At 72.0% G+C, this 15,758-nt stretch carries 13 protein-coding genes and 1 tRNA gene; 6 read left to right on the plus strand and 8 right to left on the minus strand.

Annotated elements, in window-relative coordinates; genetic code table 11:
* Positions 1-8 precede the first annotated feature (8 nt).
* Together WMF28_RS43360 and rnr are read right to left on the minus strand one after the other, a co-directional pair.
* Positions 9-491: an MSMEG_0572/Sll0783 family nitrogen starvation response protein gene (locus tag WMF28_RS43360; RefSeq protein ID WP_437599621.1), complete on the minus strand. Its 483-nt coding sequence runs from the start codon at positions 489-491 to the stop codon at positions 9-11.
* Positions 492-778: 287 nt separating this feature from the next.
* Positions 779-3,142, minus strand: a complete 2,364-nt coding sequence (gene rnr / locus WMF28_RS43365) for a ribonuclease R (protein ID WP_437599622.1) — start codon at positions 3,140-3,142, stop codon at positions 779-781.
* Between the two features lie 163 nt (positions 3,143-3,305).
* On the opposite strand from rnr, the gene WMF28_RS43370 reads away from it, so the two are divergent.
* Together WMF28_RS43370 and add are read left to right on the plus strand one after the other, a co-directional pair.
* Positions 3,306-4,652 carry a vitamin K epoxide reductase family protein gene (locus WMF28_RS43370; protein ID WP_437599623.1) on the plus strand — a complete coding sequence of 449 codons (1,347 nt, stop codon included), beginning with the start codon at positions 3,306-3,308 and terminating at the stop codon, positions 4,650-4,652.
* 57 nt (positions 4,653-4,709) lie between these two features.
* Positions 4,710-5,900, plus strand: a complete 1,191-nt coding sequence (gene add, locus WMF28_RS43375; RefSeq protein WP_437599624.1) for an adenosine deaminase — start codon at positions 4,710-4,712, stop codon at positions 5,898-5,900.
* Positions 5,901-5,925: 25 nt separating this feature from the next.
* Here add and nadE read toward each other — a convergent pair whose 3' ends face one another.
* Both nadE and WMF28_RS43385 read right to left on the minus strand, forming a co-directional pair.
* Positions 5,926-7,845, minus strand: a complete 1,920-nt coding sequence (gene nadE / locus WMF28_RS43380; RefSeq protein WP_437599625.1) for an NAD(+) synthase — start codon at positions 7,843-7,845, stop codon at positions 5,926-5,928.
* An 11-nt stretch (positions 7,846-7,856) separates the two neighbouring features.
* A complete protein-coding gene (locus tag WMF28_RS43385) occupies positions 7,857-8,828 on the minus strand; it encodes a hypothetical protein (protein ID WP_437599626.1) in 972 nt (323 codons plus the stop codon).
* A gap of 341 nt (positions 8,829-9,169) precedes the next feature.
* On the opposite strand from WMF28_RS43385, the gene WMF28_RS43390 reads away from it, so the two are divergent.
* From WMF28_RS43390 to WMF28_RS43400, 3 genes are all read left to right on the plus strand, one after another.
* Positions 9,170-10,033: a Crp/Fnr family transcriptional regulator gene (locus WMF28_RS43390; protein WP_437599627.1), complete on the plus strand. Its 864-nt coding sequence runs from the start codon at positions 9,170-9,172 to the stop codon at positions 10,031-10,033.
* A 165-nt stretch (positions 10,034-10,198) separates the two neighbouring features.
* Positions 10,199-10,281: transfer RNA gene (locus WMF28_RS43395), tRNA-Leu, on the plus strand.
* A 228-nt stretch (positions 10,282-10,509) separates the two neighbouring features.
* Positions 10,510-11,223: a DciA family protein gene (locus WMF28_RS43400; protein WP_437599628.1), complete on the plus strand. Its 714-nt coding sequence runs from the start codon at positions 10,510-10,512 to the stop codon at positions 11,221-11,223.
* Here WMF28_RS43400 and WMF28_RS43405 read toward each other — a convergent pair.
* From WMF28_RS43405 to purD, 4 genes are all read right to left on the minus strand, one after another.
* Complete coding sequence (locus tag WMF28_RS43405) at positions 11,114-11,962, minus strand: FHA domain-containing protein (RefSeq protein WP_437599629.1); 849 nt, start codon at positions 11,960-11,962, stop codon at positions 11,114-11,116. The genes WMF28_RS43400 and WMF28_RS43405 overlap by 110 nt on opposite strands.
* A 3-nt stretch (positions 11,963-11,965) precedes the next feature.
* Positions 11,966-12,844 carry an FHA domain-containing protein gene (locus tag WMF28_RS43410; protein WP_437484597.1) on the minus strand — a complete coding sequence of 293 codons (879 nt, stop codon included), beginning with the start codon at positions 12,842-12,844 and terminating at the stop codon, positions 11,966-11,968.
* Positions 12,845-13,034: 190 nt separating this feature from the next.
* Positions 13,035-13,484, minus strand: a complete 450-nt coding sequence (locus tag WMF28_RS43415) for a hypothetical protein (protein WP_437599630.1) — start codon at positions 13,482-13,484, stop codon at positions 13,035-13,037.
* Positions 13,485-13,680: 196 nt separating this feature from the next.
* Complete coding sequence (purD, locus tag WMF28_RS43420; RefSeq protein ID WP_437599631.1) at positions 13,681-15,018, minus strand: phosphoribosylamine--glycine ligase; 1,338 nt, start codon at positions 15,016-15,018, stop codon at positions 13,681-13,683.
* A gap of 268 nt (positions 15,019-15,286) precedes the next feature.
* Between purD and WMF28_RS43425 the strand changes: the two genes are divergently transcribed.
* Positions 15,287-15,727, plus strand: coding sequence for a deoxycytidylate deaminase (locus tag WMF28_RS43425; protein WP_437599632.1), 441 nt, complete (start codon positions 15,287-15,289; stop codon positions 15,725-15,727).
* Positions 15,728-15,758: the final 31 nt, after the last annotated feature.

Below are 15,758 nucleotides of genomic sequence, written 5' to 3' on the forward strand. Positions count from 1 at the left end.
CGCTCGGGTCAGAGCGTCCAGGAGTGGACAACGAACGCGTTGTCCCGGCGGTGGATCAGCTGGATGTCGAGCACGTCGAGCGGGCTGATGGGCTTGATGCCCGGGATCAGCGCGTGCTCGCCGTGGCCGTAGAGCGCCTGCAGCGCGAACCGGCACGCGTAGACCTTGCCGCCCTCCTCCATGAACCGGCCGATCTGCTGGTTCACGGCGAGGTGCCCGGAGAACGCCTCGCTGCCGAGCTTGGGAAAGCCGCGCTGCAGCCCCAGCGTGACGCCCGGCCCATACAGCAAGATGGATGTCTCAAACCCCTTACGCTGAAGGCGGATCGCCGTCAGCACGTTGACGAGGCCGATCGAGCCCTCGAAGGCCACGGTGTGAAAGGTAACCAGCGCCTTCTCTCCCGGCTTCGCCTTGACGTCTTCGAAGACCTTCTCCTCGTAATCGACCAGGAAGTCACCAGCGTTGTAGGCGGGATACGTCGGCTTCGGCATTGGTTACCTCTCTCCTAGAATGAGATAGTTGAGACCATAGCGGTTTTCTGGACGCAAGAAAAATGCAGGCGCCTTCCCCCTTTTTGAGCGGGTGTCCGCCGCGGAAGAGGTGCGATTGTGGGACATCGCGTCGATGCGAGCCTCGATTGTTTCGAGGGCTCGTCTCGGCGATTTCGAGGAGGTTTCGCGCGCGTGAACGTGGCTTGAGAGGTGTTTGGCGCTCGTGTGTCCGAGCGGCAAAGGCCGGCGGGGAATGCCGGTGGAGAGTCGCGCCCTCGGGCGCCCTGCTACCGCTGCTTCTTTCGCACCTTGGCGCTCTTGCCGCCCTTGGCGCTCTTGCTGCCCTTGGCGCTCTTGCTGCCCTTGGCGCTCTTGCTGCCCTTGGCGCTCTTGCTGGTCGTCATGCCCTTGGCGGGCATCGTGCGCTTGCTGGTCTTGACACGACGAGTTGGCCGTGCGTCCGCCGCCTCGCGCCGCGCGCGGCGCGGCTTCGCCTCGTCCGACGCCGCGCCTCCGGCGAGCCGCCGCCCGTAGATGGTGCGCCGGAGGATGGCCACGTCCTCGATCTGCACGAGCATCGCGTCGCCGATGGCGATCCGGTCCCCCGACCGGCGGCCGAGGACGCGCAGCCCCTCGTCGTCGATCTCGTACTGATCCGGGCCGAGCGACTCCATGCGAACGAGCACGTCGACGAACGGATCCTCGATGTTGACGTAGACGCCCGTCCCCACGATGGCCGTGACGGTGCCCTCGAAGGTGTCCCCGAGCCGGGAGCGCATGAGGAGCGCGCGGTGCAGGTCGACCACCTCGCGCTCCACCTCCATCGCCTTGCGCTCGCGCTCCGACGACGTGATGGCCGCCTCGCGCAGCCGCTCGATGGCCTCATCGCTCCTGTCGACGCTCTCGCCGCGCAGCACCGCGCGGATCGCCCGGTGCGCCGTGATGTCCGGGTATCGCCGGATGGGCGAGGTGAAGTGCAGGTAAGCGCTCGAGGCCAGACCGAAGTGGCCCACGTTGGCCACGTCGTACACCGCCTGCTTCATCGCGCGGAGCAGGAGCATGTGCAGCACCTGCTTCTGCGGGTGCGCGTCGAGCTTCTTCAGGAACACCGACAGCCGCTTCGGGTCGGTCGCGTCCTCCGGGTCGAACGCGAGCCCGAGCTCCCCGCACATCGTCGCGAAGCGCTCGAGCTTCGCCTGGTCCGGGGGCGCGTGGTACCGGAAGACGGTGGGGATGCGCTGGTCGACCACGAACTGCGCGCAGGTCTCGTTCGCCAGGAGCATCATCTCCTCGATGAGCTGATAGGCCTTCGCCACCCCGGGGTCGTGGCTGCGCTTCTGCACGTCGACGGGCGCGCCCGTCTCCGGGTCGAGCACCACCTTCGCCTCGGGCAGGTCGAGATCGAGCGCGCCGCGCCGCATCCGCTTGCCGCGGAGCAGCCGGGCGAGGTCCCACATCACCTGGAGGTCGGTCCTGAGCGCCTCGGCCTCCGGGCTGCGCGGCGGCTCGGGCGTGAAGCCGAGCGCGCGCGCCACGCCGGGGTAGGTGAGCTTCGCGATCGAGCGGATGTACCCCTCGATGACGCGGGCGCTCCGCACCGTCGCCGCCGCGTCGAGCTCGACCTCCACGCACAGGCAGAGCCGGATCACGCCCGGCAGCAGGGAGCACAGGTTCGACGACAGCGCCCGCGGCAGCATCGGGATCGCGCGATCGGGCAGGTAGATCGAGTTGCCCCGCCCGAGCGCCGTCTGGTCGAGCGCGCTGCCCGGCTGCACGTAGTGCGACACGTCGGCGATCGCGATCCAGACCCGGTAATAGCCGTTCTCCTCGCGGATCACCCAGACCGCGTCGTCGTGGTCGCGGGCGTCCTCCGGGTCGATCGTCGGCATGGGCAGGTGGGTGAGGTCCGTGCGCCCCTCGAGCGCCTCGGCCGGCACCTCGCCCCCGAACGCCTCGGCCTCGGCGATCGCCTCCGGCGCGTGCTCCTCCTCGATCCCCTCGCGCATCAGGATCTTGGCAACCTCCACGTTCGGGTCGCCCGGCGCCCCGAGCACGGCCTCGATCACGCCCTCCGGGTTCTCGTCGGGCAGGTCCGGGAAGCGGACGATCGACGCGACCGCCGCCGCGCCGTCCTCGGCGTCGGGCGGCAGGAGCGGCCCGCCCGGCTCGCGGGGCACGATCACGATCGGCCCGCGGACGCGCCCGTCATCCGGCTCGATCCAGGCGCTCCTGCCTCGCCGCCGCAGCACGCCCGCCACGCGCGCGTGACGCCGCTTGATGACGCGGACGATCTCCCCCTCCACGCCCCGGCGCGAGCGCGTCGCGATGCGCACCGCGACGGTGTCGCCGTGGAGCGCGCCGCCCATCGCCTCGGGCGAGATGTAGATGTCCTCGGCCGCCCCGCCGAGCGCCACGAAGCCGAAGCCGCGCGGGTTCACGGTCAGCGTCCCCTCCTGCTCGGCGCCGCGCGCCTCGACCTGCTGGCGGCTCGTGCGGAACCGCTGGCCGGGGAGGGCGACGATGCTGCCCTCCAGCGACAGCTCCTCGAGCAGCCGCTGCAGCTTCGTGTACCGGCTCGGATCGACCCCGAGGCGCTCGGCGATCTCGTTCGCGTGCAGGGCGCGCTTGAAGGAGGACAAGAGGTCGACCACGGCGACAACAGCCTCCCGGCGACGCGCGCCGGAGCCGGTGGTCGCGGAATCTCCGCGAGATGAGGAACCCATGAAACTCGACTAGCACGAGTCTCCTCTCGCTGGCTGTCTCCGCCCGGGTCCGGTATGCCTCGAGCCCACTTCTCTCGATCCGCCACGACCGATGCTGCTGAACTCGATCGCCCTGCTCCTCGCGCTGATGGTCCTCGTCTTCCTCGCCGGGAGGGGCAACGTCTTCGCGGTGCGTCCGGCCCGCGACAGACAGGCCGCGAGTGAATCCTTGGACGCTCCTCGGGCGGGCCCCGAGGCGCCTGCGCCCTCGGCCGAGCAGCGGCAGGCCGGATGCGTCCGGTTCTTCGTCACGCTCTTCCGCCTCGCGCTGTTCGTCGCCATCGCGGCGAGCGCGGCGCTCGTGGTCGAGTACCAGAACGCTGGCGACCCTGCGTTCTGCGGCGTCAGCTCGGGCTGCTTCGCCGTCCGGATCTCGCCGTACAGCCGGCTGTTCGGGGTCCCGCTGCCGAACCTCGGGCTCGCCGCCTACACCACGCTGCTCGCCGCCTCGCTGCTCGCGCGCGAGCGCTGGCACCACGTCGCGCTCGCGGCCGCGTCGGCCGCCGGGGGCCTCGGCGCCACGGTGCTCCTCGGGCTGCAGGCCTTCGCGCTCGGCGCGTTCTGCGCGTGGTGCGTCGCGGTCGATCTCGCCGCCGTCGCGGCCGCGGTCACGTCCGCCCTCGTCGCCTGGCAGGCGTGGCGCATGCCGCGCGCGGCGTTCGAGCGCGCCGCGCAGGGCGGGCTGCGGCGCACCACGGCGTGGGGCGCGGCCGCCGTGGCGGCGATCGGCCTGCCGTTCCTCTGGGGCAACCACCCGGTCATCCCGCCGCTCCCGCCGGAGCTCGCGGCGCTGCAGGAGCCCGGCAAGATCACGGTCGTCGCGTTCACCGACTTCGAGTGCCCCTTCTGTCGCAGGCTGCACCCCGAGATGACCAAGATGGAGGAGCCCTACGGCGACCGCCTGCGCCACGTGCGCAAGATGGTGCCGCTCCCCAGCCACCCCGGCGCGCTCCCCGCGGCGAAGGCCTACGTCTGCACGCCCGCGGAGAAGCGCGAGCAGGCCGCGGCGCTGCTCTACAGCGCGTCGTCCGGCAGGCTCACCGACGCGCGCGTCGCGTCCGTCCTCGCGCCGCTCGGGCTCTCCGTCACCGAGCTCCAGGCCTGCCTCGCCGCGCCGGAGACGCAGGCCGCCATCGACGCGGACGTCGCGCTGTATGGGCGGATGGAGGCGCGTGGTCTCCCCGCGACCTACGTCGGTCGGCGGCTCGTGGTGGGTTACAACCCCGATCGGCTCCGTGATGCGCTGCGCCGTGAGGCCGCCGGGGATCCGCTCAGCCTGCCGCTCCCGTGGCTCTTCGTCGCGCTCTTCGGGGTCTCCGCGGTCGCCGTGGTCGTCGGCGGCAGGGATCGCTCGGCGGGCCAGGGCAGCGCGCCGCCCTCGCCGCCCGAGCGATCGTGAGCCGCGCCGCGCCCGCTGCTGCCTTTCGCGGCTGGTCGGCGGGTGACAGAATAGCTCATGAGTGATCATCCAGAGCTAACCGCCAGGCTGCCGCTGGAGTTCTTCCGCCAGCTACCCAAGACCGATCTGCACGTCCACCTCGACGGCTCCCTGCGCCTCGAGACGATCATCGAGCTCGCCCGCAGCCACCGCGTCGAGCTCCCGACGTACGAGCCGCCCGAGCTGCGCAAGGTGATGAACCTGGGCCAGAACTGCGGCTCGCTCGTCGAGTACCTCAAGGCGTTCGACATCACGCTGCGCGTCCTGCAGACCGAGGAGGCGCTCTACCGCGTCGCCTACGAGCTCGCGGAGGACGCCGCGCGCGAGAACGTCCGTTACATGGAGGTCCGCTACTCGCCGATGCTGCACACCCGCCTCGGCCTGCGCCTCACGAGCGTGGTCGAGGCGGTGCTCTCCGGGCTCAGGGCGGCGCGCGACGCGCTGGGCATCGAGAGCAACGTCATCGTCTGCGGCATCCGCAACATCTCGCCGGAGTCGTCGCTCGAGATGGCGGAGCTCGCGGTGGCCTACAAGAGCCGCGGCGTGGTCGGGTTCGACCTCGCCGGGGCCGAGTACGACCACCCGGCGAAGCACCACAAGGCGGCGTTCCAGCTCGTGCGCCAGAACAACATCAACTGCACCATCCACGCCGGCGAGGCCTACGGCCCCGAGTCGATCGCGCAGGCGCTGCACGTCTGCGGTGCGCACCGGATCGGCCACGGCTGCCGCCTGCGCGAGGACGGCGGCCTGCTCCACTACATCAACGATCACCGGATCCCGCTCGAGTGCTGCCCGTCCTCGAACGTGCAGACCGGCGCGGTGCGCGACCTCGCCTCGCACCCGCTGAAGCTCTACCAGAGCCTCGGGTTGCGCGTGACGGTCAACACCGACAACCGGCTCGTCACCGACACGACGGTGTCGCACGAGCTCTGGCACTGCCACACGAAGATGGGATTCGGCCTGAAGGAGATCAAGTCGACCATCGTGGCCGGCTTCAAGAGCGCCTTCTTGCCGTTCCACATCAAGCAGGCGTACCTCCGCCGCGTCACCGACGAGCTCGAGCGCTTCTCCGCCGACGGCTCGATCCGCGCCGCCCCGCCCCAGGCGGCCCCTGGCTACGAGGTCCACGAGGTCCACGAGGTCGCCTCGCCCGACGGGAAGGACGGCAGGCAGGGGGCCCATGCGTCCGTGGAGAAGGCCGCCAACTGACGCGCCGCCGCCGCGCGGGCGGGGCTCAGCCGCCCTTCCACTCGGTCCGCTGCACCACGGGCAGCTGCAGCGCGCGCTCCCGGTCGAGATCGAGCGATCCGAGGTGAATCGCGATCGGGGACTGCACCCACTTGAAGATCGATCTCGAGAACAGGGTCGCGAACTTCTCGGCCCACGCCCCCAGCGCGGCGGGGTCCTTGTCGGGGAACAGGCTGGGGAGCGCGGTCGCCAGCTCGTCGGCGGCGAGCTTCTCCGCGCCGTAGAGGTAGAGGCACGCGTCGAGGACCTCGAACGGCATGAGCTCGGCTTCCCCGGACTGGTTCTCGGCGAGCTCGGGCCCCGCGGTCGTGGCGAGCGTCTGCTGGATGCCCTTGAAGCCGAAGCGCTGCGAGAGCCGCTCGAGCAGCGCGACGACCACGGTCTTCGGGACGTTGGCGATGACGCTGAACGCCCCCTCGAGATCGCCGCCCACCGTGGTGTAGCCGAGCGCCTTCTCGCTCATGTTGCCCGTCTGCAGGAACAGCGCGCCGCTCGTGTTCGCCCAGTTCCACATGCGCCCGCCGCGGATGCGCGCCTGCACGTTCTGCCTCGTGAGCTCGGTGAGCTGCCGGCCCTCGCCGACCATCGCCTGGGCGGCCTCGAGCTCCCGGGGGAACGCGTCCTCGATCGGGATCACCGCGAACGACGCCCCGAGCTCGTCGGCGATCTGCGCGGCGGCCCGGTGCGTCGCGTCGCTGGAGTAGCGCGAGGGCATGAAGAACGCGTGGAGCGACGTCTTCATCCGCTCGCGCAGCGCCTCCCCCTCGAGGTCCGGGTGGAGCAGCTGCACCGCGCGCCAGGCGACGAGCAGCGTGAGGAGCGAGTCGCGGCCGCCCGAGAGCGCGAGGCCGATGCTCTTGAAGGCGCCGATCTTGCGGTAGTAATCGGCGACGCCGAGCGCGAGCACGTCGTAGAAGTCGTCGAGCAGCTCGTCGCGCGCCGAGATCGCCGGCCGCGTCGCCGAGGGCAGGAACGGGGTCGTGCCCGGGGGCGGGGCGGGGTAGGCGAGGCGCGAGCGGTCCGCGGTCTCCCCGCCGATCCGGAGGACGTCCACCATGTGCGGGGAGGCGCGGCGGAACTCCTCGAGGTCGCTGCGCCAGGTGCTCGCCTCGCGGCGGCAGCGCGTCGTCCGGTCGAGGTCGACGACGGCGGTCGAGAACCCCTCGCGGAACCGCGGCGCGTCCAGCATCGGGCGGCCGTTCTGGTTGACGAACCCGCCGCCGTCGAAGACGAGCCCGTCGTTGCCGCCGACCAGGTTCGCGTAGGCGATCGTGCACTGGTTGTCCGCCGCGCGGGTCGCGATCATCTCGCGCCGCGTGCCGGTCACCCCGGCGCGGAACGGCGACGCCGAGATGTTGCAGACGATCTCGGCGCCCGCGTAGCAGCGGCGCCGCATCGGCCCGTCGGGCGACCAGATGTCCTCGCACACCTCGACGGCGATCGTCCCGAAATCGAAGGCGAAGATGCGGTCGCCGCAGAACACGCCGTCGGCGTCGAGCTCCATGAACGGCATGCCGCGCGAGAACGTCCGCGCCTCGTAGAAGATGTTGTACGTCGGCAGCTTCTCCTTCGGGGAGAAGGCGAGCACCTCGCCGGCGTGGACGATGGCGCCGGCGTTGAAGAGGTCTCCGCCCACGCCGACGGTCACCCCGATGACGAACACGGTGCGGAGCGACGCGGTCTCCTCGGCGAACCGGCGGAGCTCGCGCTGCTGGCTCGCGACGAACGCCGGCCACTGCACGAGGTCCTCGGGCGCGTAGCCGCCGATCACCTGCTCCGGGAAGACCGCCAGGGTGACGTCGTCGCGCGCCATCGAGCGGGCGAGCGCGAGGCATCGGTCCGTGTTCGAGCGGACGGCGCCGACGGTCGCGTTGACGCTGGCGATTCCGATCTTGACGAGTCGCATCGGGCGGCAGCCTAGCGCGGCAGCACGGCGCTGAGCAGGGTGAAGAGCTTGTCGAGCTCTCCGGGCGTCACGCGCCGGTTCGCCTTCACCCGGTCTCCCTCGGCGAAGAACCCGATCGGATCGACGACCCGGACCGTCACGACGGCGATGCGGAACGAGGTCGTTCGGTCGAACTCCTCGTTGAGGAAGGCCGCGTCGCGCGCGGCGTGCTCGCGGCTCTCGCTCGCGCCGTCGAGCGCGACAAGGGCGCCGCCGTCCTCTGTCAGCGTCACGGTGGCCTCGAGCGACCTCAGGGTGGGCGGCACGCGGGGCGCCTGGCGCGGGCCCTTCAGCGTCCGCGCCGGGTCGATCGCCGCGGCGATCGCGGCCTCCTCGCCGGTCGGGTCGGGGAAGCCGCCCGTGCCGATGAAGCGCCGCGCCTCGCGCGCCCGCGTCACCGGCAGCACCACGAGGAAGCTCGGCTCCACGGTCGCCACGACGCGCGTGTGCCCCTTGATGGTCACGCGCACGGCTGGCACGCCGAGCCCGCTCTCCTCGGTGCCCGGCGGCTGGCTGCGCGAGAGGAGCGTGTCGATCCCCGACTGAAGCCTCTCCGGCGGCACGTTGTGCTCGAGGACGATCACCGCCTCATGGACCGCGTCCGCTCGCGGCGCGGTGATGAAGGCGCGCTCGAGGTCCCGCTCTGGATCGAGGCCCGTGCCGGCGAGCACGGGGCCCCACAGATCGAGCGCCGCGAGCCGCGGCATGATGGGGTGGCCCCGGGTCCTGTCGGCGTAGACGAGCACCGAGACCTTCCCCCCGGCGATCGACTGCGCGATGGCGGCCGCGTTGCGCGGCCTCGGCGGCGGCGCCGTCTCCGCGCTGACCGGCGTCGTCGACGACGCGGAGCCGCACGCGACGACGGCGAGGGCGAGGCCGACGACGATGAGCCGCAGCGGCGGGAGGCGCATCGCGGCGAGGAGCCCTTGACGAACGGACGGCATCACCCGGGCGACGTTACCGGCACCTACTCCATCCTGCCAGCGGGGCAAGCCCTCCCCGCGGCGTGTCGACGCGCGTCCGCGCGGCGTCGCGTGCCCCTGCGTCGAGCCACCGATGTGGGGCGCGCCGCGGCGCGGCGACCCGGCGGCGATGCGAGAACGTGCGCGGGATCGCGGTCCGCCTCGCGCCTCGCGGCGGGTCGGCCATCCCTCTTCCTCGCGTCGGAACCTGGAGTAGGATGCCGCTCCCGCGGTTCACGCCGAGCCGTGCGCGCCGCAAGGATCCGTGTCTCGCGACGCTGCGGACGCGGAGCCCGACCCACGTTGAAGAGGAGTATCACCCCATGGCGGTCCGTCCTTCCGACCTGCACGCGATCCCCCTGTTCGAGAGAATCACGGAGGACCACCTCGACGAGCTGATGATGGCGTTCCAGCGCCAGGAGGTCCCATCCGGCCAGGTGCTCTTCGAGGCCGGGAGCGCGCCGACGCACTTGCTCCTCCTCGTCCAGGGCGAGGTCGCGCTGCTCGAGGGGGGCGAGACGCGCTTCCGGCTGAGCCCCATCTCGCCCATCGGCGAGCTCGGCGCGCTGACCGGCTTCCGGCGGACGACGACCGCGGTGACGACGCAGCCCTCGGAGATCTGGCGCATCGGCGTCGCCGAGCTGCGGGACTTCTTCGAGGAGCACGGGGACGTCGCGTACCCGTTCTACAACAACCTGCTCAACGTCGTGGCCGGCAAGATCCGGCGCGACGCGCGGCGGCTCGAGGAGGTGCGCGCGAACCTCATCCGCACGCAGAAGGCGATGAAGCGGCTGCTCGAGCTCGTGCTCGACAGCGAAGAGACGCCGCTGAGCAAGGTCATCTGCGCGACGCTCGAGGAGCTCATCGAGAAGAACCGGCGCTCTCACTACATGGTCGAGCCGGCGCACACGCTGAAGAGCTCCGTCCGGCTCGACAGCGGCGCGCTCGTCCCCGTCATCGAGCTCTCCGACGGCTGGCTGCGCCTCGCCGGGCTCCGCGACGCCGCGAAGGGCGCCCACTGGAGCGGCGTGCTCGTCCTGCCCGCGCGCGAGATCCCGGTGAGCGGGACCATCGATTCTGTCGACAACCACGGCGCGCTGGTGCAGCTCGATCTCCTGATCGACGAGTACGCCGCCGTGCTCCAGGACTACCTGACGCGCCTCCAGATGCTGGATTTCGTGGTGTGAGCTCGCGCCTCGCGGCCCGGCGCCGCTGCCGCCGCGCGGCCCGGCGCCGGGCCGCCTCGCTCTCCTCGCTGCTCCCGGACCGTTCCAGACCGTTGCGTCAGACCGTTGCCAGGGTCGTGCCCGGTGATCTACGGTTCGCGGAGCGCACGAACATCGGAGCGCTGAGCCGAAGTGGCGGAATGGCAGACGCGGCGGATTCAAAATCCGCTGTCCGCAAGGGCTTGTGGGTTCGAGTCCCACCTTCGGTACTGATGCGGAATCCTTGGACGAGGCGCACGAGCGCGGATCTCGTCCGCTGTTGATGAAATCGCTTGCAGTTCCGGGCCCTTCAGGCGGGGTGAGGGCGCCGGCGGTTGACCGTTGGGCGTCGTGCTCGCACGACGGCGCGGCGGGGGCCGGCCGTCCGTGACGCTGCGCGAGCTGGACGCCGCGCTCCGTCGGAACAGGGAGCCGTGAGGCTGCTACGCTCGGCGCGCATGGCGCGTCGGAGCGGAGGTATCGAGCGGCTGGGCGCGATGATCCAGCGGCAGTCCGCGCTCGCGGCGCCGGCGGAGGTCGACACCGCGCCGATGCCGTTCCGCGATTGGGAGGCCGCCGTGGGGTCCCGGATCGCCGCGCGCGCGCGGCCGCTCAAGCTGGAGCGCGGCGTCCTTCACGTCCGTGCGGCGAGCTCGACGTGGGCGCAGGAGCTCTCGATGCTCGGCGACGTCATCACCGCGCAGCTCCGGGCGCGCGGTCTCCCGGTGCAGTCGCTCCGTTTCCGCGTCGGCAAGGTGGAGGCGGTCGCGCGGCCGCCGTGGCGCGAGGAGGTCCGCTCGGCGCCGAAGGAGGCGCCGCTTCCGTTCGAGGTGCGGCGGGAACTCGGGAAGGTCGCGGACCCCGACCTGCGCGACGCGATCGCGAAGGCCGCCGCGACGAACCTCGGCTGGCAGCAAGCGGAGGCGAGCGCGCGCCCTCGCAACGCGCCGCCGCCGGCCCCCTCTGCGGCCTCGCCGCCCCCGCCCTCGCGTGCGACCGCGGCGCCGCCCCCGCGCGTGCCCTCGCGTGCGACCGCGGCGCCGGACGACGCGGCGGAGGCCGCTACTTCGCCGCGACGAGCCGCTCGAGACCCTCGATCCGCTGCATCAGGAACCGCTCGGTCGGACCGAACGAAGGAGCCATCCGGCGCAGGTCGTCGAGGTAGATCCTGAGCGGCTGGATATCGAGCGTCTTGACGCGGCGGACCACGGTGTAGAGCTCGTCGACGACGGGGCCGGGCAGCGGGCGGCGCGCGATCGTGAAGAGCTCGAACGCGTAGTTGACCCAGGTCCCCTTGGTCGTGGCGCCGGCGAGCCGGGCCGCGTAGCGCGCGGCGAGCTCCGCGGCGGGCATCTCCAGCGGCACGTTCGTCCGCGCGCGGCTCAGGATGTCGATCAGCACGGTCTGCAGGATGCGCTCGGCCTCCTCGCTCCGCCCCATCGCGAGCGCCTTGTCGGCGAGGCTCGCGAGCAGGCGCAGCGACTGGAAGCCCTTCGATCCGCCGTCGCCCGTCGGGCTCGTGAGCTCCGTCGGGTCGTCCGACATCTTGCGCATCTCGGTCAGCGCCATCGCGCCGAGCGTCGCCGTCGCGCGCCGGAACTCGACCCCGTAGGCGTCGTGGGGCCGCGACTCCTCGCCGCCGTAGAGCAGCATCTCCTGGCTGCCGATGATGATGCGGTCGCCGTCGGTCAGCTCGCGCTGGCCGGAGATGCGCGAGCCGTTGACGTACACGCCGTTCCTGCTCTCGAGATCGAGCACGGCCACGCCGTCGTTGCGCACCTGCAGCGTGGCGTGGCGGCGCGACACAAGCGGATCGTCGAGCGAGAGCTGGCAGTCGCCGCTCCGGCCAATCACGAAGGGCCCTTCGGGGAGCTCGAAATCGTGCGCCAAGTACCGGAGGCGGAAAGGCATGGTCTATTTCAGTGCGCCGAGGCGCTCGAGCCCTTCGATTCGCTGGAGGATGAACCGCTCCGCCGGGGTACGTTCTCCTGCACGCTCGCGGAGCCGCTTCGCATAGCCACGGAGAATCGACATGTCGACGGCCTTCACCTTGCGCAGGACACTATACAGCTCATCGACGAGGTAGGCGGGAAGCAGGAGCTCGAGCCGCGTATTCAGCTCGAAGATGTAGTTGATCCACGCCCCCCGGCCGGTGGCCGCCGCGAGCCGGGTGGCGTACGTGCTGGCCTTCTCGACCAGCTCGGGCTGGACGGCGCCGACGCCCCCCTCCCGCGCCTTGGTGAGGATGTCGGCCAGCGAGCGCTGGAGGATGCGCTCGGCCTCGTCGACCCGCCCCAGGGCGAGCGCCTTGTCGGCGACGCTGCCGATGAGGCTGAGCGCGTGCACGCGCTTGTCCGGGTGCTGCGGGATGAGCCCGGGCAGCGACCTGCGCGAGGCGATGGCCGTCGCGCCGTCGTCCTCGCCCGAGGACAGCTCGCTCATGTCGACCGTGCGCGCGTTCTGCTGCCTCGTCCAGAGCGGCGCGCTCCGCGGAGAGTGGGTCGAGCTCGGCTCGATCGCCCCGAGCAGGAACATCTCCTGCCCCCCGATCGCGATCTTGTCGCCGTCCGACAGGAGCTGGCGCCCCGTGATCCGGGTCCCGTTGATGAGCACGCCGTTGCGGCTGCCGAGATCCTCGATCGCGACGCCGCCCTCGCCCACGGTCAAGAGCGCGTGCTTGCGCGACACAAGCGGGTCGTCGAGCGACAGCTGGCAGTCGGCGCTCCGTCCGATGAAGAACTCGCCGAGCGGCACCTCGAGATCGTGGGCGAGGTAGCGCAATCGGATGCCCATGATCGAGCCATACCAACAGCCCAACAGGCCGTCAAAAGCCAGCTTCCGGGCTGCGTAGCAAAGGTTTGCAAGCCCACAAGACCGGTCTTGGACCGCGGACGGCGACGTCCGTTGCCGTCTTACAGTGTCGCACTGGTCGACGCCCCGCGCGGGCGGCCTGGTCGGAGGCGGGTCGGAGGCGGGTCGGAGCTCAGGGGTGGCTCGAGAGGACCCGGAGCAACGTGAGGATGAGCCGCGGATGCGCGAGGAGGCCGTAGATCTTGAGCTCCCCGCTGGCCACGAGCCGCGCGAGCTCGCGCAGGGGGCCGCTCTGGCGGCGGTGCAAGAGGCCCACCTTCGGGAGCCTGAGCCAGCGGTGGAACGCGATGTCGGGGAGCCGGCGCAGCGCCGCCTCGTCGCCGCAGAACGTGACGGTGGGGATCCCGATGGCGCCGTCATGGACGGTGAGGCGCCCGTGATCGAAGCGCATCGTCATCGACGTGCCGGTGTCCTGCGCGACGACGAGCACCGCGCCGCGCAGCGCCCGGAAATCGGACACGCGCCGCGGGTCACGGCCGAGGTGCTCGCGGATGAGCCGGCCGAAGTGGGCGGCGAGCGCGTTCTCCTCCGCGCCCGGGGCAAGATCGATGATGGGCTCCATGGTGTCGCGCTCTCGCCTCTGGAACGACGCCGCGCCGCCCCCCTCTCTCTGTGGCAGATGCGCTCCCCGGCAAGCCGCGTCGCCGCGCACCTCGGCGGACGGTCTGGGCGGCGATCGCGCGCCCTCGTGAGACGACGATAGGCACGACAGGCGGCCGAGGGTCAAGCGCCGCGCCGGCGCGCGCGGGCGCCGCGCCTCACCCGGCGGCGCGCGTTCCGTCCACCCCGATGTCGCGGCGGAGCACCTTGCCGTCGAAGTCGATCGCGCTCGCGGCGCGGAACGCGCGCTCCCGCGCCTCCGCGAGCGAGCCGCCCGCCGCGGTGACGGCGAGCACGCGGCCTCCCGCGGTCACGATCGCGCCGTCCCGCTCCGCCGTGCCCGCGTGGTTCACGAAGGCGCCCTCGACCGCCGCCGCGGCGTCGAGGCCGCGGATGGCGTCGCCGGTCACGGGCGCCGTGGGGTAGCCGCGCGCCGCGAGGACGACGGTGAGCGCGTGGCGGCCGGGGACGACGCGTGCCGCCCCGGGATCCAGCGCGCCCGCCGCGGCCGACGCGCAGAGCTCGGCGACGTCGCCCTCGAGGAGCTCCATCAGCGCCTCGCACTCGGGATCGCCGAAGCGGACGTTGTGCTCGAGCAGGATCGGATCCCCCGCGGGCGTGATCATCAGCCCCGCGAACAGCACCCCGCGGAAGGGCCTCCCTTCCGCCCGCATGCCGTCGATCGTCGGCCGGAGGATCTCGCGCTCGACGCGCGCGGCCAGGGCGGGGGTGACGCTGGCGCTCGGCGCGAACGCGCCCATGCCGCCGGTGTTCGGCCCGGTGTCGCCCTCGCCGACGCGCTTGTGATCGCGCGCCGCCGGCAGGACGAAGATCGCCTCGCCGTCGCTGAGGGCGTGCAGGCTGGCCTCTTCGCCCTGGATGGCGTCCTCCAGGATCACGGTCGCGCCGGCGTCGCCGAAGCGGCGATCCACGAGCATGTCCTTCGCCGCCGCGAGCGCCTCGTCGACGGTCGTCGCGACGACGACGCCCTTGCCGGCGCAGAGCCCGTCGGCCTTCACGACGATGGGCGCGCCGCGCTCGCGGATGATGCGGGTGGCCTCCTCGAAGGAGCGCGCGATCTGGAACGGCGCGGTCGGGATCCCGTGGCGCGCGGCGAACTCCTTCAGGAACGCCTTCGACCCCTCGAGGCGCGCCGCCTCGAGGCTCGGCCCGAAGACGGCGATGCCGGCGGCGGTGAGCGCGTCGGCGACGCCGGCGCAGAGGGGCGCCTCGGGGCCGATGACGACCAGGTCGGCGCGCTCGCGGACGGCGAGCCGGGTCGCCTCGTCGGGCGACAGGGCGGCGAGGTCGGCGCGGCGGATCGGCGCGCGGCCGGCGCCGCCTTGCGCCTGGGTGCCGGCGTTCCCGGGCGCCACGACGACCTCGGCGACCGAGGGCGATCGGGCGAACGCGCGGGCGAGGGCGTGCTCGCGCCCCCCCGAGCCGAGCACGAGGATGCGGCGATCTGACCGGGGTGGTTTCGCAGTGGAGCTCACGCACGCGCGCTACCACGCGGCGGCCCTCGCTGTCGAGGCGCCTCGCGCGGTCGCCGGTCCGCGAGAGGCGCCGCGGCGCCCGACATCGTGATAGAAGCGCCCGCAGGGCGCGCGGCGCGGCTCAGCCAGGGCCGCGGGCGCGCATCGCCGGGCCTCCTCGCGGGGTGACCGGAGGGCGGATCCCTGAACATTCTGGAGGGGACAGCGGGCGCGGATCCCTGGGCATCGAGGGGGCAGCGGGCGCGGATCCCCGTCGTGGAGACGAGCGATGACTCACCGAGCTTCGTGGGATGAATACTTCATGCGCATCGCCGAGGTCGTCGCGTCGCGGGCGACGTGCGACCGGAAGCACGTCGGCGCGGTGATCGTGCGCGACAAGAGCATCCTCGCGACCGGGTACAACGGCTCGATCCGGGGGCTGCCCCACTGCGACGAGGAGGGGCACCTCATCGAGGACGGCCACTGCGTGCGCACGATCCACGCGGAGGCCAACGCGATCATCCAGGCCGCGCGGAACGGGGTGCGGATCGATGGCGCGACGGTCTACGTCACGGCCTCGCCTTGCTGGGGGTGCTTCAAGATGATGGCGAACGCGGGGATCTCGCGCGTCGTCTTCGGCGAGTTCTACCGCGACGAGCGCATCTTCCGGTTCGCCACCGAGCTCGGGATCGAGCTCGCCCCGCTTTCGCCGCGCGAGACGCCCGCCTGAGGCGTTGCGCGCGCGGGCGCTCGGTTGAGCG

Source organism: Sorangium sp. So ce590 (assembly GCF_051521365.1).
Classification (GTDB): domain Bacteria; phylum Myxococcota_A; class Polyangia; order Polyangiales; family Polyangiaceae; genus Sorangium.

Bases quoted from the DNA above. Each gene is read 5' to 3' on its own strand.
- WMF28_RS43360 (WP_437599621.1), bottom strand. From the start codon at position 491: ATGCCGAAGCCGACGTATCCCGCCTACAACGCTGGTGACTTCCTGGTC.
- WMF28_RS43370 (WP_437599623.1), top strand. From the start codon at position 3,306: ATGCTGCTGAACTCGATCGCCCTGCTCCTCGCGCTGATGGTCCTCGTC.
- add (WP_437599624.1), top strand. From the start codon at position 4,710: ATGAGTGATCATCCAGAGCTAACCGCCAGGCTGCCGCTGGAGTTCTTC.
- nadE (WP_437599625.1), bottom strand. From the start codon at position 7,845: ATGCGACTCGTCAAGATCGGAATCGCCAGCGTCAACGCGACCGTCGGC.
- WMF28_RS43385 (WP_437599626.1), bottom strand. From the start codon at position 8,828: ATGCCGTCCGTTCGTCAAGGGCTCCTCGCCGCGATGCGCCTCCCGCCG.
- WMF28_RS43390 (WP_437599627.1), top strand. From the start codon at position 9,170: ATGGCGGTCCGTCCTTCCGACCTGCACGCGATCCCCCTGTTCGAGAGA.
- WMF28_RS43400 (WP_437599628.1), top strand. From the start codon at position 10,510: ATGGCGCGTCGGAGCGGAGGTATCGAGCGGCTGGGCGCGATGATCCAG.
- WMF28_RS43405 (WP_437599629.1), bottom strand. From the start codon at position 11,962: ATGCCTTTCCGCCTCCGGTACTTGGCGCACGATTTCGAGCTCCCCGAA.
- WMF28_RS43410 (WP_437484597.1), bottom strand. From the start codon at position 12,844: ATGGGCATCCGATTGCGCTACCTCGCCCACGATCTCGAGGTGCCGCTC.
- WMF28_RS43415 (WP_437599630.1), bottom strand. From the start codon at position 13,484: ATGGAGCCCATCATCGATCTTGCCCCGGGCGCGGAGGAGAACGCGCTC.
- WMF28_RS43425 (WP_437599632.1), top strand. From the start codon at position 15,287: ATGACTCACCGAGCTTCGTGGGATGAATACTTCATGCGCATCGCCGAG.